20 protein-coding genes and 3 tRNA genes are annotated in these 25,799 nt (G+C 64.6%); 13 read left to right on the top strand and 10 right to left on the bottom strand.

Annotated elements, in window-relative coordinates:
* The first annotated feature begins 11 nt into the window (after positions 1-11).
* The 3 genes from ATF69_RS18050 (at position 12) to ATF69_RS18040 (ending at position 2,001) form a co-directional block, all read left to right on the top strand.
* Positions 12-560: a DUF411 domain-containing protein gene (locus ATF69_RS18050; protein WP_244303760.1), complete on the top strand. Its 549-nt coding sequence runs from the start codon at positions 12-14 to the stop codon at positions 558-560.
* Positions 557-928, top strand: a complete 372-nt coding sequence (locus ATF69_RS18045; protein ID WP_146871843.1) for a copper-binding protein — start codon at positions 557-559, stop codon at positions 926-928. Before ATF69_RS18050 ends, ATF69_RS18045 begins: the two co-directional genes overlap by 4 nt.
* Positions 929-993: 65 nt before the next feature.
* Entirely contained in the window at positions 994-2,001 is a 1,008-nt protein-coding gene (locus ATF69_RS18040; protein WP_146871842.1) for a P1 family peptidase, read from the top strand.
* Between the two features lie 142 nt (positions 2,002-2,143).
* Here the strand turns inward: ATF69_RS18040 and ATF69_RS18035 are convergent, their stop codons facing one another.
* Positions 2,144-2,524 (bottom strand): tautomerase family protein, encoded by a 381-nt coding sequence (locus tag ATF69_RS18035; protein WP_108499328.1) that lies wholly within the window; start codon positions 2,522-2,524, stop codon positions 2,144-2,146.
* Positions 2,525-2,608: 84 nt separating this feature from the next.
* On the opposite strand from ATF69_RS18035, the gene ATF69_RS18030 reads away from it, so the two are divergent.
* Positions 2,609-3,466, top strand: a complete 858-nt coding sequence (locus ATF69_RS18030) for a LysR family transcriptional regulator (protein WP_108499329.1) — start codon at positions 2,609-2,611, stop codon at positions 3,464-3,466.
* A gap of 302 nt (positions 3,467-3,768) precedes the next feature.
* The gene (locus tag ATF69_RS23430) at positions 3,769-5,358 is read left to right on the top strand and encodes a methyl-accepting chemotaxis protein (RefSeq protein ID WP_146871841.1); all 1,590 of its coding nucleotides are present in this window, start codon (positions 3,769-3,771) and stop codon (positions 5,356-5,358) included.
* Between the two features lie 41 nt (positions 5,359-5,399).
* Here the strand turns inward: ATF69_RS23430 and ATF69_RS18020 are convergent, their stop codons facing one another.
* Positions 5,400-6,983 (bottom strand): EAL domain-containing protein, encoded by a 1,584-nt coding sequence (locus ATF69_RS18020; RefSeq protein WP_158641495.1) that lies wholly within the window; start codon positions 6,981-6,983, stop codon positions 5,400-5,402.
* A gap of 237 nt (positions 6,984-7,220) precedes the next feature.
* On the opposite strand from ATF69_RS18020, the gene ATF69_RS18015 reads away from it, so the two are divergent.
* The 3 genes from ATF69_RS18015 (at position 7,221) to ATF69_RS18005 (ending at position 10,163) form a co-directional block, all read left to right on the top strand.
* A complete protein-coding gene (locus tag ATF69_RS18015) occupies positions 7,221-8,018 on the top strand; it encodes a lectin (protein WP_146871839.1) in 798 nt (265 codons plus the stop codon).
* Positions 8,019-8,027: 9 nt separating this feature from the next.
* On the top strand, positions 8,028-8,525 hold the full coding sequence (locus ATF69_RS18010; protein WP_146871838.1) for an EF-hand domain-containing protein: 498 nt from the start codon (positions 8,028-8,030) through the stop codon (positions 8,523-8,525).
* 216 nt (positions 8,526-8,741) lie between these two features.
* Entirely contained in the window at positions 8,742-10,163 is a 1,422-nt protein-coding gene (locus ATF69_RS18005; RefSeq protein ID WP_146871837.1) for a TAXI family TRAP transporter solute-binding subunit, read from the top strand.
* 69 nt (positions 10,164-10,232) lie between these two features.
* Here the strand turns inward: ATF69_RS18005 and ATF69_RS18000 are convergent, their stop codons facing one another.
* Positions 10,233-12,761 (bottom strand): DUF1631 family protein, encoded by a 2,529-nt coding sequence (locus ATF69_RS18000; RefSeq protein ID WP_146871836.1) that lies wholly within the window; start codon positions 12,759-12,761, stop codon positions 10,233-10,235.
* Between the two features lie 59 nt (positions 12,762-12,820).
* Positions 12,821-14,482 carry an energy-dependent translational throttle protein EttA gene (ettA, locus tag ATF69_RS17995; protein ID WP_056064117.1) on the bottom strand — a complete coding sequence of 554 codons (1,662 nt, stop codon included), beginning with the start codon at positions 14,480-14,482 and terminating at the stop codon, positions 12,821-12,823.
* A gap of 298 nt (positions 14,483-14,780) precedes the next feature.
* Between ettA and ATF69_RS17990 the strand changes: the two genes are divergently transcribed.
* The 4 genes from ATF69_RS17990 to ATF69_RS17975 all read left to right on the top strand — a co-directional run bounded on the left by ATF69_RS17990 (position 14,781) and on the right by ATF69_RS17975 (position 20,337).
* A complete protein-coding gene (locus ATF69_RS17990; RefSeq protein WP_056064120.1) occupies positions 14,781-16,574 on the top strand; it encodes a DEAD/DEAH box helicase in 1,794 nt (597 codons plus the stop codon).
* A complete protein-coding gene (locus tag ATF69_RS17985; protein WP_146871835.1) occupies positions 16,486-17,190 on the top strand; it encodes a Rossmann-fold NAD(P)-binding domain-containing protein in 705 nt (234 codons plus the stop codon). The genes ATF69_RS17990 and ATF69_RS17985 overlap by 89 nt, the downstream gene beginning before the upstream one ends.
* Before the next feature lie 45 nt (positions 17,191-17,235).
* Positions 17,236-18,324 (top strand): endonuclease/exonuclease/phosphatase family protein, encoded by a 1,089-nt coding sequence (locus ATF69_RS17980; RefSeq protein ID WP_146871834.1) that lies wholly within the window; start codon positions 17,236-17,238, stop codon positions 18,322-18,324.
* Positions 18,325-18,462: 138 nt separating this feature from the next.
* Positions 18,463-20,337 (top strand): M14 family metallopeptidase, encoded by a 1,875-nt coding sequence (locus tag ATF69_RS17975; RefSeq protein ID WP_146871833.1) that lies wholly within the window; start codon positions 18,463-18,465, stop codon positions 20,335-20,337.
* Between the two features lie 191 nt (positions 20,338-20,528).
* On the opposite strand, the gene ATF69_RS17970 is transcribed toward ATF69_RS17975, so the two are convergent.
* Positions 20,529-22,268: a cation:proton antiporter domain-containing protein gene (locus tag ATF69_RS17970; RefSeq protein ID WP_146871832.1), complete on the bottom strand. Its 1,740-nt coding sequence runs from the start codon at positions 22,266-22,268 to the stop codon at positions 20,529-20,531.
* Between the two features lie 192 nt (positions 22,269-22,460).
* Between ATF69_RS17970 and ATF69_RS17965 the strand changes: the two genes are divergently transcribed.
* A tRNA-Arg gene (locus ATF69_RS17965) sits at positions 22,461-22,537 on the top strand.
* Between the two features lie 137 nt (positions 22,538-22,674).
* Here ATF69_RS17965 and ATF69_RS17960 read toward each other — a convergent pair.
* The 5 genes from ATF69_RS17960 to ATF69_RS17940 all read right to left on the bottom strand — a co-directional run bounded on the left by ATF69_RS17960 (position 22,675) and on the right by ATF69_RS17940 (position 25,548).
* Positions 22,675-22,878, bottom strand: coding sequence for a hypothetical protein (locus ATF69_RS17960; protein ID WP_056064167.1), 204 nt, complete (start codon positions 22,876-22,878; stop codon positions 22,675-22,677).
* Between the two features lie 192 nt (positions 22,879-23,070).
* A tRNA-His gene (locus tag ATF69_RS17955) sits at positions 23,071-23,146 on the bottom strand.
* Positions 23,147-23,195: 49 nt separating this feature from the next.
* Positions 23,196-25,124 (bottom strand): SurA N-terminal domain-containing protein, encoded by a 1,929-nt coding sequence (locus ATF69_RS17950; RefSeq protein WP_146871831.1) that lies wholly within the window; start codon positions 25,122-25,124, stop codon positions 23,196-23,198.
* 60 nt (positions 25,125-25,184) lie between these two features.
* A tRNA-Val gene (locus ATF69_RS17945) sits at positions 25,185-25,260 on the bottom strand.
* 15 nt (positions 25,261-25,275) lie between these two features.
* A complete protein-coding gene (locus ATF69_RS17940) occupies positions 25,276-25,548 on the bottom strand; it encodes an HU family DNA-binding protein (RefSeq protein ID WP_008906675.1) in 273 nt (90 codons plus the stop codon).
* Positions 25,549-25,799 lie beyond the last annotated feature (251 nt).

Genomic DNA, 25,799 nt, shown 5'->3' with positions numbered 1-25,799 from the left:
GGAGAAACACCATGACCCTCCAACGCACTCGGGCTGCATCCGCATCCATGACCGCGCTCCCCAGCCCTGCCCGCCGCCAATGGCTGGCCACCACTCTGCCTTTGCTGGGCGCGGGGTTGGCCGTCGCTTTGCTGCCGGTTGGGTCCCGCGCCGCCACCAACACGCCCACACCGCTGGAAGTGTGGAAAGACCCCAACTGCGGCTGCTGCCAGGACTGGGTGGACCACATGCAGGCCAACGGCTTTGCCGTGAAGGTGCACGCCACCGGCGACAACGCGGTGCGCGCCCGCCTGGGCCTGCCGCCAAAGCTGGGTTCGTGCCACACCGCGCTGGTGGGCGGCTACCTGGTGGAAGGCCACGTGCCCGCCAGCGATGTGCGCAAGCTGCTGCAGCAAAAGCCCAAGGCCCTGGGCCTGGCCGTGCCGGGCATGCCCGTGGGCTCGCCAGGCATGGACGGCGCCGTGTATGGCGACCGGCGCGACCCGTACGACGTGCTGCTGGTAGCGCACGACGGCAGCACGCGCATCTTCAACAGCTACAACAAAAAGGCATCCACATGACCCAGCACCTCTTCTCCATCCCGCTGGCTGCCGCCCTGCTCGTCCTGGTTGCAGGGCCCGCCCTGGCGCAGGCGCCTGCAGGAGCTGCCGCAGACAGCCACAGCAGCCACCACCCCGCCGCCACCGCACCGTCCGCACCACAGGCGGAGCTGAGCGAAGGCGAAATCACCCGCTGGGACCCGCGCACCCTGCGGCTCACCCTCAAGCACGGCGAGATCAAGAACCTGGAGATGCCGCCCATGACCATGGTGTTCCGCGTGGCGGACGCTGGCGTGGTGGGCGACCTGAAACCCGGCGACAAGGTGCGCTTTCGGGCAGAGCAGGTCAGCGGCGCGTACCACGTCCAACGGATCGAGAAAGCACCTTGACCACGCCACCGAAGCTTGAGTTCACACAGGCTCTTAGGCCCGACAGGGCACCATAATCACCGGCCATGAGTTCTCAACATGTTCTGGCTGGCGACGCTGGCAGCATCACCCGCGTGGCCGGCATCGAGGTCGGCCACTTCACTGAAACCTGCCGCCCCACGGGCTGCACCGTCATCATCACCCGCGAGGGCGCTGTGGCCGGGGTGGATGTGCGCGGTGCCGCACCCGGTACGCGCGAGACGGATTTGCTCCACCCCTCCAACCTGGTGGACAAGGTGCACGCCATCATGCTCGCGGGCGGCAGCGCCTGGGGGCTGGATGCCGCCACCGGCGCCGTGCGCTGGCTGGAAGAGCGCGGCGTGGGTTTCGACGTGGCCGTGGGCCGCCTGCCCATCGTGCCCGCCGCCGTGCTGTTCGACCTGCTGGTGGGCGACATGCGCGTGCGCCCCGATGCCGCGGCAGGCTACGCGGCGTGCGAGGCCGCCTCCACCGCAGACCCGGCCGAAGGTAACGTGGGCGCGGGCACCGGTGCGGCGCTGGGCAAGATCTTCGGCATTCAGCGTGCGATGAAGGGTGGCATCGGTACCGCCTCCGTCACCGTGGACGGCGTCACGGTAGGTGCCCTCATCGCCTGCAATGCGCTGGGCGACGTGATCGACCCCGACACCGCGCAAGTGATTGCCGGGGCCCGCACCGACGACGGCCTGCGTTTGCGCGACACGCGCCGCGCCCTGCTGCGCGGCGACCCGCCCCAGCCCCTGCTGGCGGGCACCAACACCACCATCGGGGTGGTCGCCACTGACGCGGTCATCACCAAGGTGCAGGCCCACCGCCTGGCCGTGGCCGCTCACGACGGACTGGCCCGCAGCATCAACCCCGTGCACACCATGTCGGACGGCGACACCCTCTTCAGCCTGGGCACGGGCCGCAGCGGCAAGAGCCCGGGCATGATGGTGCTGGCCACCATGGCGGCCGAGGCCACGGCCATCGCCACGGCGCGGGCAGCACGGGCTGCGCGCGCCATCACTACCGCCGAGGGGTTGTACCTGCCCTCGGCCGCCGATCTGGGCTGAAGCGCAAAAAATCGGCATGCGCCACGCAGACGGTGCGTGGCGTCTCCTTAGCGTTGGCACCGGCTGGCATTGACTGGCGTCTGTTGCCGGCTTCGCCCCATGCGCCGGAGCTGGCGGCTTCTGCCCCCCCCCGCGTCAGCCCTCAGGCGTATTGCGCCAGCCCGTGGCCGAAAGACCAGTTCTCCTTGGCCACCTCAACAATGTTCACGAACACATCTTCCGGCCTGAGGCCTGGGCTTTCGCCCAGAAGCTGGGCGATGCGTTGGAACAGCGCCTTCTTCTGCTCCAGCGTGCGTGTGTTGTTGGCAGTGATCTGGATGAACACCACATCGTCGCTGCGTGCCACACCCAGGTACGACGGGCTGTAGCGGAAATTCGCGGCATCGTGCTCGGTCAGGGTCATGAACTGATCGTCCTCGGGCACATTGAAGGTCTCGCGCATGGCGCGGTACAGCGTGTCGAAAATCGCTTGCCGGTAGGCAGCGGGCTTGCCAGCACGCATGGCAATGTGGATGAGCGGCATGGAGGGTCCTTTTGTGAAAAAGCTGGTGCCATGCTATCCATATTGATATGCTATTGATACTTATATCAACAATAACAAAAAAATATCATGCAGCGCCCTCTGGATCTGGATGCCGTCGAGGCTTTTGTCCGTGTTGCCGAGCTGGAGAGCTTTACCCGAGCAGCCGAGGCCATGCAGACCAGCCAGGCCGCTGTGAGCCTCAAGCTCAAGCGGCTGGAGGACCGGCTGGGCTGCCGGCTGCTGGAGCGCACCCCCCGGTATGTGGAACTGTCAGCCCAGGGAGCCGCCTTCCTGGACCATGGCCGCGCACTGCTTGCTGCACATGAGCGTGCTCTGGCTGCGCTGGGTGAAGCACCGCAGCGTTTGGCCATCGGCATCAGTGACCACGTCGCCGGGCCTGAACTGCCCGCACTGATTGCTCGCATGAACGCACAAGACCCTCAGCTGTTGATCGACATCCGGATCGGCTCGTCGGGCGACCTGCTGCAAAGCTTTGACCGGCGCGAACTCGACGCGGCCATGGTCCGCATGCATGCCGGGCGCAGCGATGGCGAAGTGCTGGCCGAAGAGCGATTTGGCTGGTTTGCCGCGCCTCACTGGCAGCACCGCGCTGGTTCCACCCTGCCGCTGGCCACCCTGGCAGAGCCCTGCGGTGTGCGTGCGATGGCTGGAAAACTGCTGGATGCGGCCGCCATCCCCTGGCGCGAGGTGTTTGTGGGCGGCGGCGTGGCGGCAGTGTCCGCAGCCGTTGTTGCAGGGCTGGGCGTAGCCGCACTGGCACCCCGCATGTTGCCCTGGGGCGCGGTGGACGTAGGTGCCCGGCTTGGGCTTCCTGCACTGCCAAGCCTGCCGGTGGTGCTTCACAGCCGGGCCCCGGATGGCCGACCCAGTGATGCCATTGCAGCACTGTCTGCCGCATTCAGAAGTGCGGTGCGCGGTTAGGGCAGGTCACGCCCGCCCTCGCTTACCCCTGCACAAGCAGGGTGCCCAGCGCGCCTTTCGCACCTTTCGGTCAAAAACTTCTTGAAGCGCGCCGGAACCCCCAGAAGATCAGGGCCTGTGCACCATCGTGCGCCCAAGGCGGCGGCTGCGCACCGCCGCATCGATATCGCCAGAACGCCGCAGGGTGGCGGTGGCAACGTGTTGCGCCCCACGTTGCGAAAAGGTAAACACCGGTTTCCTGCCGCTCCTGCGTGCTCCGAAAAAGCGCCTCATCCCGTATCACCAGCTGGAGGGTCCATCGCATGAATGTCCTGCAGAACCTGAGCATCAAGACGCGTCTTGGTATTGGATATGTTGTCCTGACCTGTGCACTGATCCTGGTCGCCATCATGGGTATCCGTGGCGAGTCCATGACACAGGAGAGCCTGGACAACCAGGTCAATCACCTGAACGTGATCAAAAGCCTGGGCAACCGGGCGCTGGATACAGCCAATGCGAGGGCCGTGTCTGCCCGCAACCTGGTGATCGCGGGCTCCAAGGAAGATGCCGACGCGGAAACACGTCGCATTGGAATCGCACATGAAGGCATGGGCAAGGCACTCCAGGGAGTCGAAGATGCCCTCAAGGTCGGCCCGCCTGAAACCGCCCCCCTCAACAAGCTGCTGGCCCAGATCAAGAACACCGAAGCGGCCTATGGCCCCGTGGCGCTGGAGATCACCCGACTGGGGAGCCAGGGGGAAAAAGATGCGGCGATCAAGAAAATCAACGAGCAATGCCGCCCCCTGCTGACCAAGCTGGTGGCCGACATCGAAGCCTTCCTGGCCGAGAGCGACGCCATCAGCAAACGTGCCAGCCAGGAATCGATGCGCCAGTTTGAATCGCTGCGGCTACAGCTGATCTTGCTCAGCGTGGCCATGGTGGTGTTTGCCTGCGTGCTGGGTGTGGCCACCACCCGCTCCATCGTCCGGCCCCTGAACGAGGCAAGCCAGGCGACGCGGGAGTTTGCGCGGGGCAACCTGGCCACCCCACTGGTGGCGCAGGGCAAGAACGAAATTGCTTCGGTAGTCACTTCGATGGAAGCCATGCGGCTGAGTCTTTCCAACCTGGTGGCAGGGGTGCGCCAGGGATCAGAAAGCGTATCGACCGCCAGCGCCGAGATCGCGCAAGGCAACCACAACCTGTCGATGCGCACGGAACAACAGGCTAGCGCGCTGCAGCAAACCGCTGCCTCCATGGAGCAACTGGGCTCCACCGTGAAGCAGAACGCAGACAACGCGATCCATGCCAACCGCCTGGCGCATTCAGCGTCGACCGTTGCGCAACAAGGCGGTGACGTGGTGGCCATGGTGGTGGCCACCATGAAGGACATCAACGACTCCAGCCGCAAGATCAACGACATCATCAGCGTGATCGATGGCATTGCGTTTCAGACCAACATCCTCGCGCTGAATGCCGCCGTGGAGGCCGCACGCGCAGGCGATCAGGGCCGGGGCTTTGCTGTGGTGGCCAGCGAGGTGCGTAACCTGGCCCAGCGCAGCGCCGCCGCCGCCAAGGAGATCAAGCAACTGATCACCGAAAGTGTGGGCCGCGTGGAGCACGGCACCGCCCTGGTGGACAAGGCAGGCCAGACCATGACCGAGGTAGTGGCCAGCATCCGCAACGTGACGCACATCATGGGCGAGATCAGCGCTGCCAGCTCTGAACAGAGCGCGGGCGTCACGCAGGTGGGTGAAGCGGTCACGTTGATGGACCAGGCGACCCAGCAGAATGCCGCGCTGGTGGAGGAAATGGCGGCCGCCGCTTCGAGCCTGCGCGGGCAGGCCGACGACCTCGTGAATGCCGTGGCGGTTTTCCGGATTCACGGTAGCGGGTCGTCACTGCTGCTCAAGTAGCGCCCCCGTCCCCTCCTGCCGCGCCATCCAACAGGGCGGGATCAATCTTGCGCCGAACCACGTGGTGAAACGGCTGGTTGCGGGCGCATGCCGGCCAGCAGATCGTTCAGCGGCATGGCATGGGCAAACTTCCAACCCTGGGCCTGGCGCACACCCCGGGCAATCAGGAAGTCCACCTGGTCCTGAGTCTCGACGCCCTCGGCAATCAGTGCCAGCTTGAGCATATGGGCCATTTCGATGATGTGGGTAGTCACCGGGCTGATGGCGGCTTGCGCGCCGATGCTGGCGATGAAGATGCGATCAATCTTGAGGGTGTCGATGTCGATGGACTCCAGCATGGACAGGCTGGAGTAACCCGTACCGAAGTCATCCAGCGCAATCGATGCACCGATCTGCCGCGCAGCCTGCAGCGCGGGCCGTGCAGCCTCGATGTCCACCAGCCCGCGCTCGGTGACCTCCAGCATGAGCGCGCCCGGCGGCATCTCCATGGCGCTGAAGCGCCGCTGCAGGTACTGCACGGGTCCGTCGGCCACCAGATCCTGGGGCGAGAGGTTCAAACTCACATGAAAACCCGGGCGTGCCTTGAGCATCTCGGGCAAATCGGCCAGCACCACATCCATCACGTACCGCGTGATGTGCACGATCACCCCGGCCTTCTCCGCTTCTGCAATGAATTCATCCGGGGGCACCAGGGTGCCGTTGCGGCGACGCCAGCGCAGCAGAGCCTCCGCCCCCACCCACTGGCCGGTTTCCAGATCCACGATGGGCTGATAGAGCACGAAGAATTCGCGCCGGCGCAGGGCCGCCCGCAGTCTGGCGCGGGGCGACAACTGCCACCGGGTGAGCATCGCCACGCCCAGCGCAAACAGGGCACTGGCCACCAGCCCCAGGGGTGCCAGGATCAGCGCCTGGGCCTTGAGCCCTTCGTGGGCGAGCGCCTTGGGAGCTGCCGCGACCGCCGCCACATTGTTTTCCTTCGACACCCGGAAGACGATGTAGTGGGTCTCGCTTTCAGCCACGTTGTTCACATGGGGCGTGTAGAGGTTCAGCCACTGGGTATCCAGCGGACCTTTGGACCGGATCAGCGCCCGGGGCGTGCTGATCAGAAGCCCCAGCGCGACATCCGCATGAAGCACAGGCATGTCAATCACGATGCCCGGGTGAATGATCACCGCATGGCCGTTGCGGGCGTAGATGTTGAAAGGCTGCTCCGGGGCAAAGGGCAGGCGGGCGCCAATCCAGGTGGAGATACCCGTCGAGGTGACCATGTGGTTGCCGGTGAGCTGTACCACCTCATTGCCCGCGGTGAGGGTGCTGCAGACCAACGCTCCGTCCCTGACCGCCCCCATGCCCTGCAGATAGAACGAGGTGCCCACCAGCTGCTGTATGCGTGTGAGGCTGGCCTGGCTGCAAGCGGGGTGCGGATCTCCGTCCAAATCGTTGAGCGCCGCCACCAGCTGCTGGCGCGAGGCCACGCCGCGCCGCAGCACCTCGTCCGCCAACGAGGTCAGATAGGCGACCTGGTCTTCCTTGGCCTGGCGGTGGGCCACCCACAGGGATGCAGCAATGGGGATGAGTGCCGCCAGCAGCAGTGGGATGGAGGCAACGACATAGAAGCGTTTCATCGGACACGGCAGTGGGTGGGTAGTACACAGGCAGACAAGGGGCTGCCCCAGCGCGACGCCATCATGCACGAACAGCCCCCGCTGCTCCAGCGAGATTTCAACCGATGGCGCCCCTATCGCCGGGCGCACAAGCATCAGACCGTCCTATGATGCCGGTGACGGTTGGTGCCCTGGGCCGGGGCCCACTGCACTACACCCATCCCCATGGCCCCTGATCGGAACAAGGAGAGTGAACCCATGAGAGACCAGGCCTTTCGGAAACATGCATGGCTGCTGTACCTGCCAATGCTCGTGAGTACCCCGACGGCACAGGCGCAGGACCAGTTGGTGGATTTGCAGTCCAGCGGCGGCTATACCTCCTACCGCCTCGCGGACGACGTGACCCAGGTGGATCTGGTGGAACAAACCCAGGGGGCCTGCCGCTTCAACCGCACCTGGGGCTACGACCTGACCAATCGCGAGCTGTGGACCAACGGTGGTTGCGGGGGACGTTTCAAGATCACACGCACCTATGCATCCGGTAGCAGCAGCGGCTCCAATGCCGGCGCAGCTGTGGCGGCCGTCGCGGCCATTGCCGGCATTGCGTTGCTGGCCAACCACAACCGGCACGACAACGACCGTCGCCCCGAGTACCCGGACTACCCCGGCCAGGGCGGGGACTGGGGGCGTGAGATCCGGGTGGACGGCCGCCTGTGCCTCGACGTGAGGGGTGGCAAATTCCAGCCCGGCACCACCCTGCAGGTGTACGAATGCAACGGGACAGCGTCCCAGCGTTTTGCGGTGGGGCGCGGCGGCGAGATCCGGGTGCGCGACCTGTGCGTGGACGTGGACCGTGGCGACCCACGGGACGGTGCACGGGTGGTGCTGTGGTCCTGCTCGGGCTCGCGCAGCCAGAGCTGGTCGACCCTGGGCGGGCAGATCGTGAGCCAGCTCACCGGCAAATGCCTGGATGTAGACGCAGGCCAGGTCCGCCCTGGGGCACACACCATGGTCTGGCCCTGCAACCGCAGCCCCAGCCAACGCTGGTGGTGGTAAGGAGGTCCCATGCAAGCAACTCTTCACTGGATCTGTGCAGGCGCCTGCGCCCTGGTGCTGGCAACAACGACGCACGCGGCCAATGCGGCCGACACCTCAGTATCGTCACCCACCACGCCACCCCGCCCTGCCAAGGCACACAAACCGGAGGCACCAACCCTCACCCACCGGCTGCAGGCCATCTGCTCGGCAGCCGATCTCAATCACGACGGCAACGTGTCGCTGGACGAGTTCCACCAGGACATCGTGCAGAGCTGGCACAGCCTGGGGCCCGATGCAGAGGGCTACGTCGATCTCTCCCAGCTGGGCCAATTGCCCCGCATCGGCAAAGGCCAGCTGAGGCGGCTGGCAGCAGCCGACAAGGACGGGGACGGAAAGCTGTCGTTCAAGGAGGTGGTGCAGGCACGCATGGCCTACTTCGAGGCAGCGGATGTGGACCAGAACGACATGCTCTCGCTGCAGGAATGCATGGCCTATGAGCGCCAACGCAGGCGCCTGCCGCAGTAGGAGCCCTCGCTGGCCGGCGGTTTCAGTCCTACAGCTATCTAAGACCTGGGCAACTCCCGGTGCGGGATGCCCAGCGCCGGTGCGCGTCGCCGCCACGCCTGCCTGGATAATCCACCGGCTCGCTGATAGCGAGATATGGCTCCGGGTCCACCCAGGGGCCGCGTCACCCCATCCAGGCATACCGCCGCCCCGTTTCGCTCTGTTTGTCCATCCCCCATGCCCCAGGCCTTTCGCAACACTTTCCTCACTCTGCGCGATCTGATTGTGTCAGCAGGCCCCCTCGCCTTCTTGGCGGTCGGGCTGCTGGTGCTGGCCTATTGGTGGCTCAACCCCAATCCCCCTAACACGGTGACCCTGGCCACAGGCCCTGCCCAAAGTGCCTATGAGGAGTTTGGCAAGCGCTACCAGAAGGCGCTGGCGGCCGACGGCATTGATGTGGTTCTGCTGCCCAGCGAGGGCTCATCGCACAACCTGCAGCTTCTGCGCGACGGCCAGGCCGATGTCGCTTTTGTACAGGGCGGCACAGCCGAACTGCAACCCGATGATCCGGATAACCTGGTATCGCTGGGCAGCCTGTTTGTAGAGCCACTGTGGCTGTTCTACCGCACCGATGCAGCAGAGCGCATGCACAACGCACCCCGGCTCGATGGCCTGCGGCAGCTACGCGGCTGGCGGGTCAATGTGGGGTCGGAGGGCAGCGGCGTGCCCACGCTGATCGAGCGGCTGCTGCAGGCCAATAAGGTGGAGCCCAGCGCAGTCAAGCTATCGCGCCTGGAACAGACGCCCGCGACGGTGGAGTTTTTGGCGGGGAGGCTCGACGCCTTGGTATTTGCCTCGGCGCCTGAATCGCTGATGGTGCAGATGCTGCTGCAAACGCCCGGCGTGCAGCTGCTGGATTTTGCGCAGCACGAGGCCTACGCAAGGCGGTTTCCGTTCCTCACCCCCGTGACCTTGCCACGCGGGGTGGTGGACCTCGCGGCCAACGTGCCCCAGCGCGATGTTCGGCTCGTGGCCACCACCACGTCCCTGCTGGCGCGCGACGGCACGCACCCCGCCCTGCTGACCCTGTTTGCCCAGAACGCACAAAAGCTGCACAGCGGCGCAGGCTGGTTCAACCGGGCGCGTGAGTTTCCCAACACGCGCGGCAGCGAGCTGCCGATTGCCAAGGAGGGCGACCGCGCCATGAACGAGCCGGTGCCCATGCTGCAACGCTACCTGCCGTTCTGGATGGCCAACCTGATTGAGCGCATGTGGCTGGTGCTGGGCATCTTGCTGGCCATCATGCTGCCGCTGTCGCGCATCGTGCCGCCGCTCTACCAGTTCCGCGTGCGGTCGCGGGTGTTTCGCTGGTATGGCCGCCTGCGCGAGATCGAAAACGACCTGGAAATGGGCAAAAGCGACCCCGCAACCCTGCTGCGCACCCTCGACGGACTGGAAGCCCAGGCCGAAAAGGTGAGCGTGCCTCTGTCGTATGCGGACGAGCTGTATGCCCTGCGCAACCACATCCACCTGGTGCGCAAAAAACTGCTGCGCGCGTCGGAAGGGGCTGGTGGATCTGCTGACCACAGCACGCCGGGTGAAGGGATGACGAACAACAGCGTGAAGGAAACAGGGAGTGCAGCAGGAACTGGGCGTTGACCAGCTCTACAGCGGCACAAGGCCGCTCGCGGCCTCAAGGTGGCACCCGCAGCGCGCGTATCTGTGCGATCAGCGATTCTTGGGCGACTTGGCACCCGAAGCCGGGGCCAGGGGGGCGGATTTGGACAGCGGCGCCATTTTGGAGCCGAAGCCCGTACGGCCCTCGGACGTCTTGCGATCTGCCCCGCCCGTTTCCGTAGAGCCCGAAGCGCGGGCCGCAGGCTTGGCGGGCTTGGGTGGCTGGGCCGGCACCACGCGCAGCGAGCCTTCGGCCGCCAGCTTGTCGCGCATGCGGCGGGTCATGGATTGGGTGCTGGCGTCCGGCGCAGTGAACAAAAACAGGGTGCCATGCGGGCTGGCCCAAGTCAGCTGGGTCCGCACCACCCGGCCATTGGTCACCAGCTCCACCCAGGCCCCGATGACAAAATCAGCGTAAGGGTCCGGGGTGTCCAGCGGCGCCTGGGCACTGTCCTGCGGTGAAGGAGCGGACGCCTCTGCCGATTCGGACGGCTCTGTCGCCTCCGGGGCCACTTCGGGCTCTCCCGCAGGGGCGGACACTGGGGCAGGAGCCGGTTTTTCAAAAGCGGCCTGGTGCAACGCCACAAGCCGCTGCAAGAATGCGCTGGTCTGCACCGCCGGGTAGTTGATGGTCTTGAGGCCCTTGCGCAGCTTGGCCAGCAGGCCGGGGATGGCTTCGTTGAGCCGGTCCGTCTCCTGGCGCGTGAGGTCAGGCTGCGCAGTCCACAGCAACACCGGAACCAGCGCCAGGTAACCGCTGGGGTCATCTTCCTGGCTATCGTCACTGCGCATCACCTGCGCCAGCGCCACTACGTCAGCCCAGGGGCCCGCCGCAAAATCCAGCACGTCCGACGGCACCTTGTCCACATCCGGCAGCTTGCGGATATCGGCTGCGATCTTCTCGGCCAGCAGTTCGCGCTGCTCCGCCTGCAATTTGGCTTTCTGCTCGGCCTCCTGCTGGGCCTTGATCTTTTGCTCCTGGGTGTCCCAGGCAGACTGCAGCGCCTTGAGCACGGTGTCGAACGGCCCCGCGTCCTTGACCTCATGGGCAGACAGGTGGCCCACAGCCTCGGTCACCAGTCGCATGAAGCGGCTGAAGCCAGGCTCTGTCTCGGCGGTGAATGCCAAGCTGCGCTGCGTAAGCTCGTCAAGCAGGCGGCGCGCAGGGTGGCTGCTGTCGGTAAAAAACCGGCCGTCGTGGTGCACCAATTGCTTGAGCGCAGGCTCCAGGCTCTTGACGGCCTGCTGCACAGGGGGCAGCAAACGGGCGTCCTGGGAGATGTTGGCCATCATGCGCCCCACCACCTCCACCGCCATGGCGGTGGACTGGGTAGCAGCCTCCATGGGCATGGCTGCATAGACCACCGGCGCAACGCCAGGCCCACGCCAGCCTGCGAGAGGCACGGGCAAAGAGCCCGCCTGGCTGACCGTGCCCCCACCGGCAAGACGGCCCACCAGGCGCTCCAGCTGCGCCATGTCTTCAATCGCTTCAGCGGCCGCACCCGACGGGTAGTAGCCCCCGGCCAACGATGACTGAGCGCTGGCGGCTCCCGCGCGGGGGTCCACCCAGCCCGGCTGACCCGCGCCGCTGGGCATGACCACCGCCTGTGCGGGCACGGCGCCGTAGACCGGAGGAGGGGCAAATGGATCACCGCCCGCCAACATCTGGCGCAGGATGCCGACCGTGAGCAATGCCTCTTCGGCAGCGTCCACGGGCACAGGCACCATGGCACCCTGCTGGGAGTCGCCGCTCCAGCCTGTGCTGGGACCCATACCACACCCATAACCTGTGTTGCCATAGTCGCTCATGGGCGCGTTCATTGAGGGGCCGTACCCGGAATAACCGCCCCCGTAACCCGTACCGGGCCCGCCATAGCCAGACCCACCGTAACCGGTGCCTTGGCCGCGACCGCCGCCCGCAGGCATGCCCAGCACTGCGTAGCCCACCGGCTGTACGCCATGCTCACGCAAGCTCTGGGCGGTTTTTTTGTATTCTTCGGCCAGCAGCTTCCCGAGCAGGTCGCGCATGTGCTGCATCCACAGCTGCCGTACCTCGGCCGAGACGCCGGTCTCACCCACCACCTGCTGCAATGCACGGATGTAGCTCTCGGGCCGCAGAGGGTTGCGCTCGGGTTGCACGCTGCGCAAACCTTGCGCAGCGCTCACCAGGGTGTTGAGTTCGGCCAGTACGGCGTCGGTGGCATGCAGCGCAGACTGCTGGGCCTTGGACAGTTCCACCTGGGCCTGCATCTCGCTTTCGTCAATGAGCGAAAGCTCGCCAAAGTCCATGCCGGTGTCATCGGCCGAACTGCGCCCCTTGGCGACCGCAGGGCCTTCGGCAAATATTTCCAGCAAGGCCATGGGATAGCCCTTGACCAGCGCAGCCTCGTGCTCGTTGAGCAGCCGCAGTGCATCACTGAACAAATTACGCTGCTGGATGTTGCGGCTGGCCGACTCCTCGCTGGTCAAGGCACTTTGGGTGACCTTGACGAGCTGCCCCATCAAGGCCTCGCCACCGCGAACGGCGTTGACAACGCAGGCGCGGAAAACGGCTCTCAGACGCGATGCGGGCAGGGACATGGTGGGAGGGAGGAATCGGACAAGAGGTTTCCAGATGCAATCCTACTTGACCTCGGCCTTTATTTGAGGGCCTTGAAACGCATCCGCTTGGGCTTTGCACCTTCTTCACCCAGCCGCTTCTTCTTGTCGGCCTCGTACTCCTGGTAATTGCCGTCAAAGAACGTCCACTGGCTGTCACCTTCGGCGGCCAGAATGTGCGTGGCGATCCGGTCCAGGAACCAGCGATCGTGGCTGATAACCAACACTGTGCCCGCGTATTCGAGCAAAGCGTCTTCCAGCGCGCGCAGGGTTTCCACGTCCAGGTCGTTCGAAGGCTCGTCCAGCAGCAGCACGTTGCCGCCAGCAATCAGTGTCTTGGCCAAGTGCAGACGGCCACGCTCACCGCCCGACAGCATGCCCACCTTCTTTTGCTGGTCGCCACCGTTGAAGTTGAAGCGCCCTGCGTAAGCACGGCTGGCCATGGTGAACTTGCCGATGTTGATCATGTCCAGGCCGCCGGAGATGTCTTCCCACACGGTCTTGTCGTCCGACAGGGCATCGCGGTGCTGGTCCACAAAGGCCATCTTCACGGTCGAGCCGATCACCACCTCACCGCTGTCCGGCTGCTCGCGGCCCGCGATGAGCTTGAACAGGGTCGATTTACCGGCCCCGTTCGGACCGATGATGCCCACGATGGCACCCGCAGGGATAGTCATGGACAGGTTGTCGATGAGCACACGGTCGCCGAAAGACTTGGTGACGTTGTGGAACTCAATGACCTGGGTGCCCAGGCGCTCGGCCACAGGAATGAAGATTTCCTGGGTTTCGTTGCGCTTTTGGTATTCGTAGTCGCTCAGTTCCTCGAAACGGGCGATACGCGCCTTGCTCTTGGCCTGACGGCCCTTGGCGTTCTGGCGCACCCATTCCAGTTCCTTCTTCAGGGCCTTGGCGCGTGCCTCCTCACCCTTGTTTTCAGATTCCAGACGGGCCTGCTTCTGGTCCAGCCAGGTGCTGTAGTTGCCCTTGTAGGGGTGACCGTAGCCGCGGTCCAGTTCCAAAATCCACTCCGCGGCGTTATCGAGGAAGTAGCGATCGTGGGTGATGGCCACCACGGTGCCCGGAAAGCGGTGCAGGAACTGCTCCAGCCAGTCCACCGATTCAGCGTCCAAGTGGTTGGTGGGTTCGTCGAGCAGCAGCATGTCGGGCTTGGACAACAGCAGGCGGCACAGCGCAATGCGGCGCTTTTCACCACCAGACAGCAGCCCGACCTTGGCGTCCCAAGGAGGCAGGCGCAGGGCATCGGCAGCGATTTCGAGCTGGTGCTCGGAGTCAGTCCCCGCCGTCGCAATGATGGCTTCCAGGCGAGCCTGTTCAGCGGCCAGTGCGTCAAAGTCTGCATCGGCCTCGGCGTAGGCGGCGTACACCTCTTCCAGCTTGGCCTTGGCGGCAAACACCTCGCCCATGGCCTCTTCCACGCTTTCGCGGACTGTGTGCTCCGAGTTGAGCTGAGGCTCCTGGGGCAGATAGCCGATCTTGATGCCCGGCATCGGAATGGCTTCGCCCTCGATTTCCTTGTCCACGCCGGCCATGATCTTGAGCAGCGTGGATTTGCCCGAGCCGTTCAGACCCAGCACACCAATCTTGGCGCCCGGGAAAAAGCTCAGGGAGATGTCCTTCAAGATCTGCCGCTTGGGCGGCACGGTCTTGGAGACGCGATTCATCGAATAAACGTATTGGGCCATGGAGGGTTCTAGCTTGCGAAAGTGGGCAGGAAGTCTGCATCCGAGCAGGTTCAGAGGGCCATTTGGAGCATTCCAAAAAGACGACGAACGCGCTCTCAAACCCTAGATTATCGGTCCATGCGACAATACCCCCGTTGTGGGCTCCAGTTGCCCGCCACATCAGCACACTGCTGGGGACGAAGGAAGCCACGCTTCCGGGCTCCCAATCCTGAACCTCATCAGCCTGAGACTGGCTCAGCAACCTCCCGGTTGCACGACAGGCGGATACCCAGCGCCCCGGACGGGCGCATCCAACGACATGACATTTGACGAACTGAACCTGGCTCCTGCCATCCTGAAGGCCGTGCACGAAACGGGCTATGAAACCCCCACGCCCATTCAGGCCCAGGCCATTCCCGCCGTTCTGGAAGGCCACGACCTTCTGGCCGGCGCGCAGACTGGCACCGGCAAGACCGCTGCGTTCACCCTGCCCATGCTGCACCGCCTCTCGCAAGGCACGGCACCCAAGAACAAGTTTGGCGGCAAGGGCATCCGCGCCCTGGTGCTGACCCCTACCCGTGAGCTCGCGGCCCAGGTCGAAGAATCGGTGCGCGAATACGGAAAGTACCTGGACATCAACTCCACCGTGGTCTTCGGTGGTGTGGGCATGAACCCGCAGATCGACCGCATCAAGCGCGGCGTGGACATCCTGGTGGCCACCCCTGGCCGTCTGCTGGACCTGCAGCAACAGGGCTTCCTGGACCTGTCCACCGTGCAGGTGCTGGTGCTTGACGAAGCCGACCGCATGCTCGACATGGGCTTCATCCACGACGTGAAGAAGGTGCTGGCCCTGGTGCCCAAGGACAAGCAAAGCCTGCTGTTCTCGGCCACCTTCAGCGACGAGATCCGCGAGCTGGCCAACACCCTGCTCAAGAACCCGCAAAGCATCCAGGTCACCCCGCGCAACACCACGGTGCAGCGTATTTCGCAAGTGATCCATCCTGTGGGCCGCGGCAAGAAAAAGCAGGTGCTGCTGCACATCATCCAGCAACACAACTGGAGCCAGGTGCTGGTGTTCACGCGCACCAAATTCGGCGCCAACAACGTGGCCGAGTTCCTGACCAAGAACGGTGTGCAGGCCATGGCCTTGCACGGCAACAAGAGCCAGAGTGCCCGTACGCAGGCCTTGGCGGGCTTCAAGAGTGGCGAGATCCGTGCCCTGGTGGCCACCGACATCGCCGCACGTGGCATCGACATCGATGACCTGCCGCACGTCGTCAACTACGAAATCCCCAACGTCTCCGAAGACTATGTGCACCGCATCGGCCGCACGGGCCGCGCAGGCGCAACGGGCGAAGCCGTGAGCCTGGTCTGCATGGACGAAGAAGGTTTCATGATGGACATCGAGCGCTTTACCAAGCAGCAGATTCCTGTCCAGGTGATCGAAGGTTTTGGCCCAGAACCCGGCGAGAAGGCGGAACCCATCGCCATGGGCCGCCAGACCATCTGGGGCGGCGCAGGCAAGCCCCCGAGCCGTGATGTGATGCAGGCAGCCGCCAAGGCCGCCCGCAGCGAAATGATGGAGCGCATCCGCACCAACAAGGCAGGCCAGGGCGGCGGCCAAGGTGGGGAGCGCGGCCCCCGTGCAGGCAACGGTGGTGGCGGTGGTGGCCGTTCCGGTGGCGGAGCTCCACGCAACGCCCAGGGTCCAGCCGGCGGCGGCCGCGGAGGCCAGGGTGGTGGCCGGGGTGGTGCCCGTGACGGCGCCGCCCAGGCACCTGCGCGCAGCCGAGGCCCACGCCCCGAAGGCGGCGGTGGTCATCGCTACGATGACGCACAACCCCCCCGCGCCAATGCGCACCTGGGCACACACCTGGGTCACAGCAACCCAGGCCATCGCAGCTCGGGCCACGGTGCGGGCGGTCAGCCCGACCCCATGCGCACCAGCGTGGACAGCATGGCTGAACGCGGCCGCCGTGGCGGCGGCGGTGGTGGTGGGTATCGCAACTCTGGAGGTGGCGGCTATGGTGGCGGATCAGGCACGGGTGGCGGTGGTGGCCGGGGCAACGGGCCTCGTGGGCCAGGCGGTCCTCGGGGCTCTTTTAACCGCTGAGACGCGCAAAGCGCCCCCTGCCAACGCCACGGACGCAGCGGGCGCCAGCATCCATGTGCTGCACGCCAAAGGGCGGCGTGCGCCAGCGCTGAACCATCCCCGCCTGCAACTGCACGCGGTGGATTTTGCGGCGATGCCCGCCTTGCCGCACGTCGATGATGTTTACATCACCCTGGGCACCACCATGGCTGCAGCCGGCAGCCAGAGCGCGTTCCGTGCGGTGGACTATGACGCCGTGATGGCCACGGCCCGCGCAGCGCGCGCGGCGGGCGCCACCCGCTGTGGCGTGGTCACCGCCATGGGGGCCAATGCGCAATCGCGCATCTTTTACAACCGCGTCAAAGGCGAGGTCGAGCGCGACCTTCAGCAGCTGGGTTTTGAGACGCTGGTCATTGCACGCCCATCCCTGCTGATGGGCGAACGCCGGGCGCTGCAACAAGCCCACCGGCCCGCAGAGTCCCTGTCGCTCAAACTGTTTCAGTGGCTGAACCCGGTCCTGCCCGCCAACTATCGTGCCCGCCCCGGGGCGGAGGTGGCCCGTGCGCTCGTCCGTGCCGTACAGTTGGGCCGACCCGGGCTGCAAGTGCTGTCCGGCCGCGCGCTGCAGGCCAGTTGATACAGGGTGCAGCCGTCGTGACCCCGCCTACGCTGTACGCCCTTCATGCGCCCCAACGAACTCCCCCAACCGCTGGACACCCTCATGGTGGCCACTTGCAATGTGCTCAACCTGGCCAATCCGGGACGCCTGTTCTACGAGAACCAGGACCCCTACAGCCAGACCGAGTTTGAACGCAAGATCACCTGGCTGGGCGAGCGCTTTCGGGCACTGAACGCCGATGTACTGGCGGTGCAGGAGGTCTGGGACGATGCGGCCTTCAAAGGGGCACTGGGTCGGGGTGGCTTGCGCTACGACTTCGTCGCCGTACCAGGGGCCGAGAACAACGACACCCAACAGGGCGCACAGGGAACGCCCCGTGTGGGCCTGGCCACGCGGCTCAAGGTCGAGGCATTGCAGTCCTTTGCCGACTTCCCACCGGGCTTTCAGGTGGATGTGCCTGGCATTGGCCAACACACGCGCTTCGAGCGCCCACCCCTCGTGGCCACGTTGCGGATGAAGCATGGCCAAACCCTCAACGTCCTCACTGCCCACCTCAAATCCAAACGTCCCAAGTTTCTGCAGGATGCCCTAGGCCAGCCCACCGAGGACCGGGACGACCGCAAGGTGGTCGCACTGGCATCGCTGCGCTCGCTGATCATGCGCGGCGCCGAGGCCATGGCGCTGCGGTGCCTGGTGATCGACCTGCTGCACCGCACCAGCGTGCCCCTGGTAGTGCTGGGCGACTTCAACGACACCCCCGACAGCGTGACCACGCAACTGATCTGCGCCACCACCGACATCGCCTACGACCGGTCCGCCCGTGATGTGGCCTTGTTCAATGCGTACGACTTGCAGGGAGATTTCGCCTTGAAAAAGGACGTGGCCTACTCCCACATCCACCAGGGCGCGCCCTATGTGCTGGACCAGATCCTGGTCAGCGAGGAGTTCCTGCCCAATGGGCGCAACAGCGTGGGCGATGTGCGCCGGGTGGACTATTTCAACGACCACCTGCATGAGGGACGCGACCGCACGCGCTCGGACCACGGCTTTGTGCGCGCCTTGCTGCGCCTGAAACTGCCCAGTTCTCCCCTGGCCCAGAGCATCTCGCCGCCGCCCACCGACGCCACCGCACCCAGCGACACCCCTCGATGATCACTGCGTCAGCCCACGGCGCCACGGGTTTGCAACGGGATGTACGCTGACAAGGAGAGGCGGGTGCGCGCAGGTAACATCCACGTACAAAGCGCCCCACTCGCCCCACAACAGGGGCTCTCTCTGGCAGCCCACACCATGACCCAGCACAATTTCCTGCGCCGCAGCGCCGATACCGCCCCGCTTTCCCGTCCTGAACCACGGATTGCGCCCTGGGCCGCCCCGGCCACGCTGGCAGCACTGCTGCTGACAGCCTGCGGCAGCACCCCGCTGCCCCCTTGGCCATCCACCCCCACTGCCCAGCAGCGCAGCGCCCCCGCGCCACTGCCGCGCGTACAACAAGGTACGGTGGTACCCGCACCGCTGGGACAGCAGACGCCCTCGCAGCTGCCGCCACAACGGGCTGCCGTGGTGGCCAGCCCCCTGCCCCCGTCCGCACCGCTCTTGGTGCGCGACGAAGCGCCCATGGCGCCGCCCTATGGCGATGCGGTGGCCGCGCGGTTCCCCAACCCTTCTGTGGTCTACAGCACACCCGGCCTGGGTGCCGACCGCAGGGCCTTCACCACCAATGCCGAGCTGGGCCAATGGCTGCGCGGGCTGAGCGACGGCGTGCCCCGTGGGGGCACACGCACGCAGTTGCTGCAGATTGGCACCTCGCAACGCGGCGAGCCCATCCAGGGCCTGCTGCTTACCCGTGCCCCAGGCACAGACCCTGCCAGCCTGGACAAGAGCGGCCGCCCCACCGTTGTGCTGATCGGCCAGCAGCATGGCGACGAACCCGCAGGCAGTGAGGCACTGCTGGTCATCAGCCGTGAGCTGGCCCAGGGCCTGCTCGAGCCGCTGCTGGACCGCATCAACGTGGTGGTGGTGCCCCGCGCCAACCCCGATGGCGCCGAGGTGGGCACCCGCGTCACCGCCAACGGCGTGGACCTGAACCGCGACCACCTGTTGCTCAACACGCCCGAGGCCCGCGCCATTGCGCAGGTCATCAACGACTACCGCCCCATCCTGGTCGTGGACGCCCATGAATACACCGTGGTGGGCCGCTATCTGCAGAAGTTCAACGCCATCCAGCGCTACGACGCACTGCTGCAATACACCACCACTGCCAACTATCCGGAGTTCCTCACCAAGGCATCGCAGGAATGGTTTCACCAGCCCATGGTGGCAGCCCTCAAGGCCCAGGGCCTGACGAGTGACTGGTACTACACCACCTCGACCAACCTGCAGGACAAGCGCATCTCCATGGGGGGCACCCAGCCCGACACGGGGCGCAACGTCCATGGCCTCAAGAACACGGTCAGCCTGCTGATCGAGACCCGTGGGGTGGGCATTGGTCGCATGCACATCCAGCGCCGCGTGCATGCCCAGGTCACCGCCATCACCAGCGCGCTGCGGACCACCGCCGAGCGGGCGGCCAACCTGGAGCAGGTACGCTCGTTCGTGGCCCGCGACGTCAGCGCCCTGGCCTGCCGCGACCAGGTGGTCATTGAAGCGGAGGCCACGCCCACCCAGCGCGACCTGGATTTTCTGGACCCCGAGACCGGCGCCGATCGCAGCATTCGCGTGGACTGGAACTCATCGCTGACGCTGCGCAACACCAAGGTGCGTGCGCGGCCCTGCGGCTATTGGCTGTCGGCAGACGCCAGCGGTGCAGTGGAACGCCTGCGCCAGCTGGGCATCCAGGTCATGCGGGTGGCAGAGCCCGGTTCTGTCCTGGCCGAGAGCTACCGCGAAACCGGGCGCGAAACCGGCAACCGCCAGGACGTGATCGGCACCATTGCTGGTAGTGGCGACATCGTGCGCGTGCAAGTGTCCGCCGTACGCAGCGCCATTGATGCACCCGCTGGCAGCTTCTATGTGCCCCTGAACCAGCCGCGTGCCAATCTGGCCGTGGCAGCGCTGGAACCCGACACGCAGAACAGCTACTTTGCCAACCACCTGATCCAGGACCTGGGCCAAAGCGCCCGCGTGATGGCCGTGCCATCGCTGGTGTTTGAAGAAACAGATTGATCAGTGCCTTGCGGCAGGTCGCTGCATGGCGCGAGGCTGAGGTCTGCGTTCTTGGCGGGGTCAGGTGGGACGCTCCGTGAGGACGCTGCCCGGATGCTGCGCTGCGACTGTGGCTGCAGACGCACCATAGCTATCAAATTTATAGCTGCCCAGGCATATCTTTCTAGCGCTACAGGCAGATTTCTTTCAAATCATGCCGGTCCATGCAATGGAGCGGGCCGCGTGGCGCGGGTCTGGCGGTCCCGGGCACGCTCCAGCACATGGCGTGCCATGGCCTGTGCCAAGGCATCTTCTGCCAGGAACACCTGGGCATGGCTGCATTCCTGCACCAGCCGCTGGGCCTCGTCCTCGTTGTGGCTGCGCACCACGATGTCGATGCCAGGGTTCAGGGTCTGCGCCGTCTCGATCATCTGGCGCACCTGCAGCGCGTCCGGGGTGGCCACCACTAGCATGGCGGCCCGCGCAATGTGGGCCTGGATCAGCACGGCAGGCTCCACCGCATCACCAAACACGGCGGCCACGCCATCGGCCCGCAAGGCTTCCACCAGCTCCCGGTTCTGCTCCGCCACCACAAACGGAACATCGTTGGCCGCCAGCGTTGCCGCCACACGCCGCCCTACCCGGCCGTACCCCACCAGAACCACCTGCCGCGCGAGGTAACGCGAATCGGTGCTGGTGGGCAGTTCGGCCAAAGGGTCATCCCGCTGCTCCAGCCGCCGCGCAAGCGCCGATCGGGCGCGCAGCCAGCCCTGCAACGGCGCAATGGCATGGAACAACAACGGGTTGAGCGCCATGGAGAACAGGGCCCCCGCCAATACCAAGCTGGCCCCCTCTGGCGGCAGCAGCCCCAACGAAGAACCCAGTGCGACCAGAATGAACGAGAACTCACCTATCTGCGCGAGGCTGGCCGATACGGTGAGCGCTGTGTTGAGCGGGTAACGGAACGCCAGCACCAGGCCCGCAGCGGCCACCGTCTTGCCCAGCATGATGATGGCGACCACTGCCAACACTTGCAGTGGGCGCTCCCACAAGACGGCGGGGTTGAAGAGCATGCCGACCGACACGAAAAAGAGTACGGCAAAGGCATCGCGCAAAGGCAGCGACTCATGCGCAGCGCGGTGGCTGAACTCGGACTCGCGCATCACCATGCCGGCAAAGAAGGCCCCGAGCGCAAACGACACGCCAAACAGCGCAGCCGACCCGAACGCAATGCCCACCGCTGCGGCCACCACGCACAGCGTGAACAACTCACGCGAGCCTGTGCGAGCCACCTGCCATAACAGCCAGGGAAACAGCCGGCGCCCGACCAGCAGCATCAGCACCACAAACGCACCGACCTGCAGCAGGGTCCAACCCAGCGTGCGCCAGAGCTGCGCAGCATCCAGGTCGGCCCCGGTGCCGCCTCCCAGCCATCCCCCCAGCGGGGGTAGCAGCACCAGTACCAGCACCATGGCGAGATCCTCCACCACCAGCCAGCCCACTGCGATGCGTCCGGTGTAGCTGTCCAGAATCCCCAGGGTCTCCAGCGCACGCAACAGCACCACCGTACTGGCCACCGACAGTGCCAGACCAAAAACCAGGGCACCACCCATGCCCCAGCCCCACCACAGGGCCAACGCCATACCCAGCGACGTCGCCACGATCATCTGCACCACAGCACCCGGCACGGCAATCTTGCGCACGGCCAGAAGGTCGCCCCACGAGAAATGCAGGCCCACGCCAAACATCAGCAGCATCACCCCGATCTCCGCCAGCTGGCTGGCCAGGGCCGCATCTGCGACAAAACCGGGAGTGAACGGGCCGATGGCCACCCCAGCCAGCAAGTACCCCACCAATGCTGGCAGCCGCAGACGGGCGGCCAGAAAGCCCAGCACCAACGCCAGGCCCAAGGCGGCGGCAATGGTGTGGATCAGCGTGACGCTGTGTGGCATGGGCAAATGCTCCAGTGAGGCGGGCAGTCAAGGGGGATGGCCCGGTTATAACCGCATCACCATCCCGGCAGCAAAATCGCCCCTGCAGCAGCGCCAAGAGCACGGGCCAGGGCGGGTATGATTAGCGTCCTGCGTTACGCAGATGCGGACACTCCGCAAGCCCGTCCGGCCACACAGCCGGCCAACATCCATCTGCCCGTAGCTCAACTGGATAGAGCAATAGCCTTCTAAGCTATAGGTCGGGGGTTCGAGTCCCTCCGGGCAGGCCAGCCGCCCAGCTGGTAGCTTTCAATCTCCCCACTCATACCAATCAATCCGTTCTGACGAGTGCGGAACAGCCAAGCAATGCGCGCGCGGGCTGGATGACGGATGTGGATCAAGCACCTCGTTGCGTACAGCCCCAACCCTAACGATTGGGCTGCGGCACAGCGGCGTAATTCATGGCAATGGCCTGCACCACGGCGCCGATCAATGCCGCATCGCCAGCGCTCTGCGGCAACACGTCGCGCACGATCTGGACCGCGTATTGAAGTTGCTCTTTGGCCAAGGCCGCAGACATGGCGTTGCCGCGCTTTTCACTGGGCGACGCGTCGCGAATCACAAGGCTCATCAGAAACTCCCAAAAGGTGGAGCATGCAGTATGCGCCGTGTGAGGCCGTGGTGAGCGAAAGGCGGGGCTTTGATGGTGAGAAGACCCCCTTGACGCGCAACGCTGCACAGGGGGGGCATGCGCAAGGCGAGATTCCATACAGCCCCAAAGCAAAAAGCGCTGCAACATTTCTGCTGCAGCGCTTTGCTATTTTGGGGTGGCTGATGGGGCTCGAACCCACGACAACAGGAATCACAATCCTGGACTCTACCAACTGAGCTACAGCCACCGTAGCTTTGTATTATAGCCCGGGATTTTGGCCCCGGACATCAAATCGCTTAATTTTCTGCAGTCACTGTTGCCGCCGCCTCAGGACGCGGTGCCTTGATCTGCACCTTGAAGCGCTGCTTGAGCAGTTCATAGTACGCCAGCCCTTCAGCCGTGGCCAACCACTGCACGTATTGTTGGCGCTCCTGCTGCGCACGCTGCGCGTCCGGTGCCTGACGCGGCACGACGCGGTTGACCTTGACCACGGCATAACCCGCAGCGCCCAAATCCACCCCCGTCCAGCCTGGCAGCGCTTCGGAGGGAGCCCGCAGCGCGGCGTCGATCAGGGCACGCGGCAGGTTCTGGGTCTGTTCGCGGGAGACTTCGGTCGCTGCGGCCAAGCCTGTGGCAGAAGACGGGGCAGCCTTCCATGCATTGAGCTTGGCCTCGCCTTCCTTGCGTGCGAGTTCGGCAGATTTCTCAGCCACATACAAGGTGCGAACACGGGCCTTCACTTCGTCATAGGGCAGTGTCAATGCAGGGGTGTAGGTGGTCACACGACCGGCAGCCATCTGGCTGGGGCCCACTTCCACCGCCTCGGTGTTGCGCTTGTTCTGCAGCGAGTCGGTAGCAAAAAGTGCTTCGAGGAACTTGGCGTTGGCCAGAGGGCCCTTGGCACCTGCGGCAGGGGTCCGGGTTACGCCCTTGGCAGTCTGGATCTTCAGCTTGAGCTTGTCGGCCACGGGCTGGAGGCTGTCTGCCTGCTCATACACACCATTGGTGAAGGACTCTGCCACCTCGGCAAACTTGCGCTGCGCCTGCTGCTGCTTGAGCTCTGCTTCCATGGTGGGGCGCAGTTCTTCGAAGCTGGGCTGGCGGGGTGTCTTGATGTCGGTGAGCTGGATGACGTGATAACCAAACTCGGTTTCCACCAGATCACTGATTTCGCCCTTTTTCAGCGCAAACGCAGCCTCTTCAAAGGGCTTGACCATCGCACCCCGGGCAAAGAAGTTCAGGTCTCCGCCCGCAACGGCCGAGCCCTTGTCGTCAGAGGATTTCTTGGCCACATCAGCAAAGCTGCCGGGAGCCTTGCGCACCTGGGCCAGCAGTTCAGTGGCACGGGCCTTGGCCTTCTCGCGGTCCGCAGCGGATGCATCCTTGGGAGCGTTTACCAGGATGTGGCTGGCGCGGCGCTCTTCCTTCGCCGTCATGCGAGCCACATTCTCTTTGTAGTAAGTACGCAGGTCGTCTTCACCCAGGGTGATGGACGCCCGCACGCTGTCGAGATCCAGCACCACGTATTCGATGGCTGCCTGTTCCAGTTGCTGGAACAGGGCGGGATGGGCCTTGTAGTAGGCCTCCAGGTCTGCATCTGTCGGGGTGACTTTGCTGGCGAAGTCGGCAGCGTTGAATCGGGCCACCTGGATCTCACGGCGCTCATACAAAGCGTCGAGCGCAAGTTTGACCTGCGCATCGGAGCCAAACGCGGAGCTCATCACGCCACCCATCACTTGGTTCACCGAGATGTCGCGGCGCACATTGGCTTCGAAACCTTCGGGCGTCAGGCCTTGAGCAGCGACCAGTGCGCGATAGGCATCGGCGTCCAGCGTACCGTCCGGGCGCTTGAGTCCCGCAATGGCGGGAATCTCCTGCAGGCTGCGGGCCAGGCGCGCATCGCTGGTCACGAGGTGCATCTTTTGCGCGGCAGCCGCCAGCACACGGTCACGCACCAGGCGCTCCAGCGTGGCATACCGGGCGCTGGGAGAGTCCAGCAACTTGGGATCGACCGAGGGAGACTGGGCGCGAATGCGGTCTGTCTCCATGCGATGGGCATTGTCCCAGTCTGTCTGGTTGATATTGTTGCCATCGACACGGGCTACCACAGGGCTCTTTTCAGAGAAATAGTTGCGGTCGATGCCTACCAGCACAAACGAAGGAATGATCAGCAAGAACAAGAAGATCATCACGATCTTGGAGTGCTTGCGGATGGATTCAAACATGGTCGATCTTTCAGAAGGCAAAAAACAAAAGGCGAACTTGCGTTCGCCTTTGTTCGGTGATGGTGGGTCCTGACGGTCTCGAACCGCCGACCTACTCCGTGTAAAGGAGCCGCTCTACCAACTGAGCTAAGGACCCCACCTAAACTGATCCTCAGTTCAAGGCATCTTTCAATGCCTTGCCAGGACGGAACTTCGGAACTTTAGCAGCTTTGATTTTAATCGTAGCGCCAGTACGGGGATTGCGACCGGTACGGGCAGCACGCTTGCCCACAGCGAAGGTACCGAAACCGACGAGCGACACGGTGCCGCCCTTCTTGAGAGTCTTCTTGACAGCCTCGATCGTGGATTCCAGGGCACGCGCAGCAGCGGCCTTGGAGATGTCGGCGTTGGTAGCGATGTGCTCAATCAATTCGGTTTTGTTCACAAGAAGCCTCTCGGAAAAGAGTTAATGGAATGTCTCGAGGATATCTGGTCTTCACACGCCTGAAAGCACAGCCGTGGGCTGGTGGAGAACAGGCGGGGGAATGACTGGCATACACAGCAGTGGCTGCTGCATCAGATTAAAGCCATCGAGTTTCAGAGTGTCAATACAACACGCTGTTTTGCGTCAGCGTTGTTTTGAATTCTAGTCGTATTTCACGCTGCGACAGGGCTTGGCGGGGGTTTTTGTCTCAA

It is taken from the genome of Acidovorax delafieldii (genome assembly GCF_007993815.1).
Taxonomy (GTDB): Bacteria; Pseudomonadota; Gammaproteobacteria; order Burkholderiales; family Burkholderiaceae_C; genus Acidovorax; species Acidovorax delafieldii.
The sequence above is the reverse complement of the archived record's forward strand: the minus strand, read 5'-3'. Positions and strand labels throughout refer to the sequence as shown.

Excerpts from the sequence above, each read along its gene's own strand:
- ATF69_RS18040 (WP_146871842.1), top strand. The coding sequence starts at position 994 with ATGAGTTCTCAACATGTTCTGGCTGGCGACGCTGGCAGCATCACCCGC.
- ATF69_RS17960 (WP_056064167.1), bottom strand. The coding sequence starts at position 22,878 with ATGAGCCTTGTGATTCGCGACGCGTCGCCCAGTGAAAAGCGCGGCAAC.
- ATF69_RS18010 (WP_146871838.1), top strand. The coding sequence starts at position 8,028 with ATGCAAGCAACTCTTCACTGGATCTGTGCAGGCGCCTGCGCCCTGGTG.
- ATF69_RS17990 (WP_056064120.1), top strand. The coding sequence starts at position 14,781 with ATGACATTTGACGAACTGAACCTGGCTCCTGCCATCCTGAAGGCCGTG.
- ATF69_RS17980 (WP_146871834.1), top strand. The coding sequence starts at position 17,236 with ATGCGCCCCAACGAACTCCCCCAACCGCTGGACACCCTCATGGTGGCC.
- ATF69_RS17985 (WP_146871835.1), top strand. The coding sequence starts at position 16,486 with ATGGTGGCGGATCAGGCACGGGTGGCGGTGGTGGCCGGGGCAACGGGC.
- ATF69_RS18045 (WP_146871843.1), top strand. The coding sequence starts at position 557 with ATGACCCAGCACCTCTTCTCCATCCCGCTGGCTGCCGCCCTGCTCGTC.
- ATF69_RS18050 (WP_244303760.1), top strand. The coding sequence starts at position 12 with ATGACCCTCCAACGCACTCGGGCTGCATCCGCATCCATGACCGCGCTC.
- ATF69_RS18000 (WP_146871836.1), bottom strand. The coding sequence starts at position 12,761 with ATGTCCCTGCCCGCATCGCGTCTGAGAGCCGTTTTCCGCGCCTGCGTT.
- ATF69_RS17970 (WP_146871832.1), bottom strand. The coding sequence starts at position 22,268 with ATGCCACACAGCGTCACGCTGATCCACACCATTGCCGCCGCCTTGGGC.
- ATF69_RS17950 (WP_146871831.1), bottom strand. The coding sequence starts at position 25,124 with ATGTTTGAATCCATCCGCAAGCACTCCAAGATCGTGATGATCTTCTTG.
- ATF69_RS23430 (WP_146871841.1), top strand. The coding sequence starts at position 3,769 with ATGAATGTCCTGCAGAACCTGAGCATCAAGACGCGTCTTGGTATTGGA.
- ATF69_RS18035 (WP_108499328.1), bottom strand. The coding sequence starts at position 2,524 with ATGCCGCTCATCCACATTGCCATGCGTGCTGGCAAGCCCGCTGCCTAC.
- ATF69_RS17975 (WP_146871833.1), top strand. The coding sequence starts at position 18,463 with ATGACCCAGCACAATTTCCTGCGCCGCAGCGCCGATACCGCCCCGCTT.
- ATF69_RS18020 (WP_158641495.1), bottom strand. The coding sequence starts at position 6,983 with ATGAAACGCTTCTATGTCGTTGCCTCCATCCCACTGCTGCTGGCGGCA.
- ettA (WP_056064117.1), bottom strand. The coding sequence starts at position 14,482 with ATGGCCCAATACGTTTATTCGATGAATCGCGTCTCCAAGACCGTGCCG.
- ATF69_RS18005 (WP_146871837.1), top strand. The coding sequence starts at position 8,742 with ATGCCCCAGGCCTTTCGCAACACTTTCCTCACTCTGCGCGATCTGATT.
- ATF69_RS18015 (WP_146871839.1), top strand. The coding sequence starts at position 7,221 with ATGAGAGACCAGGCCTTTCGGAAACATGCATGGCTGCTGTACCTGCCA.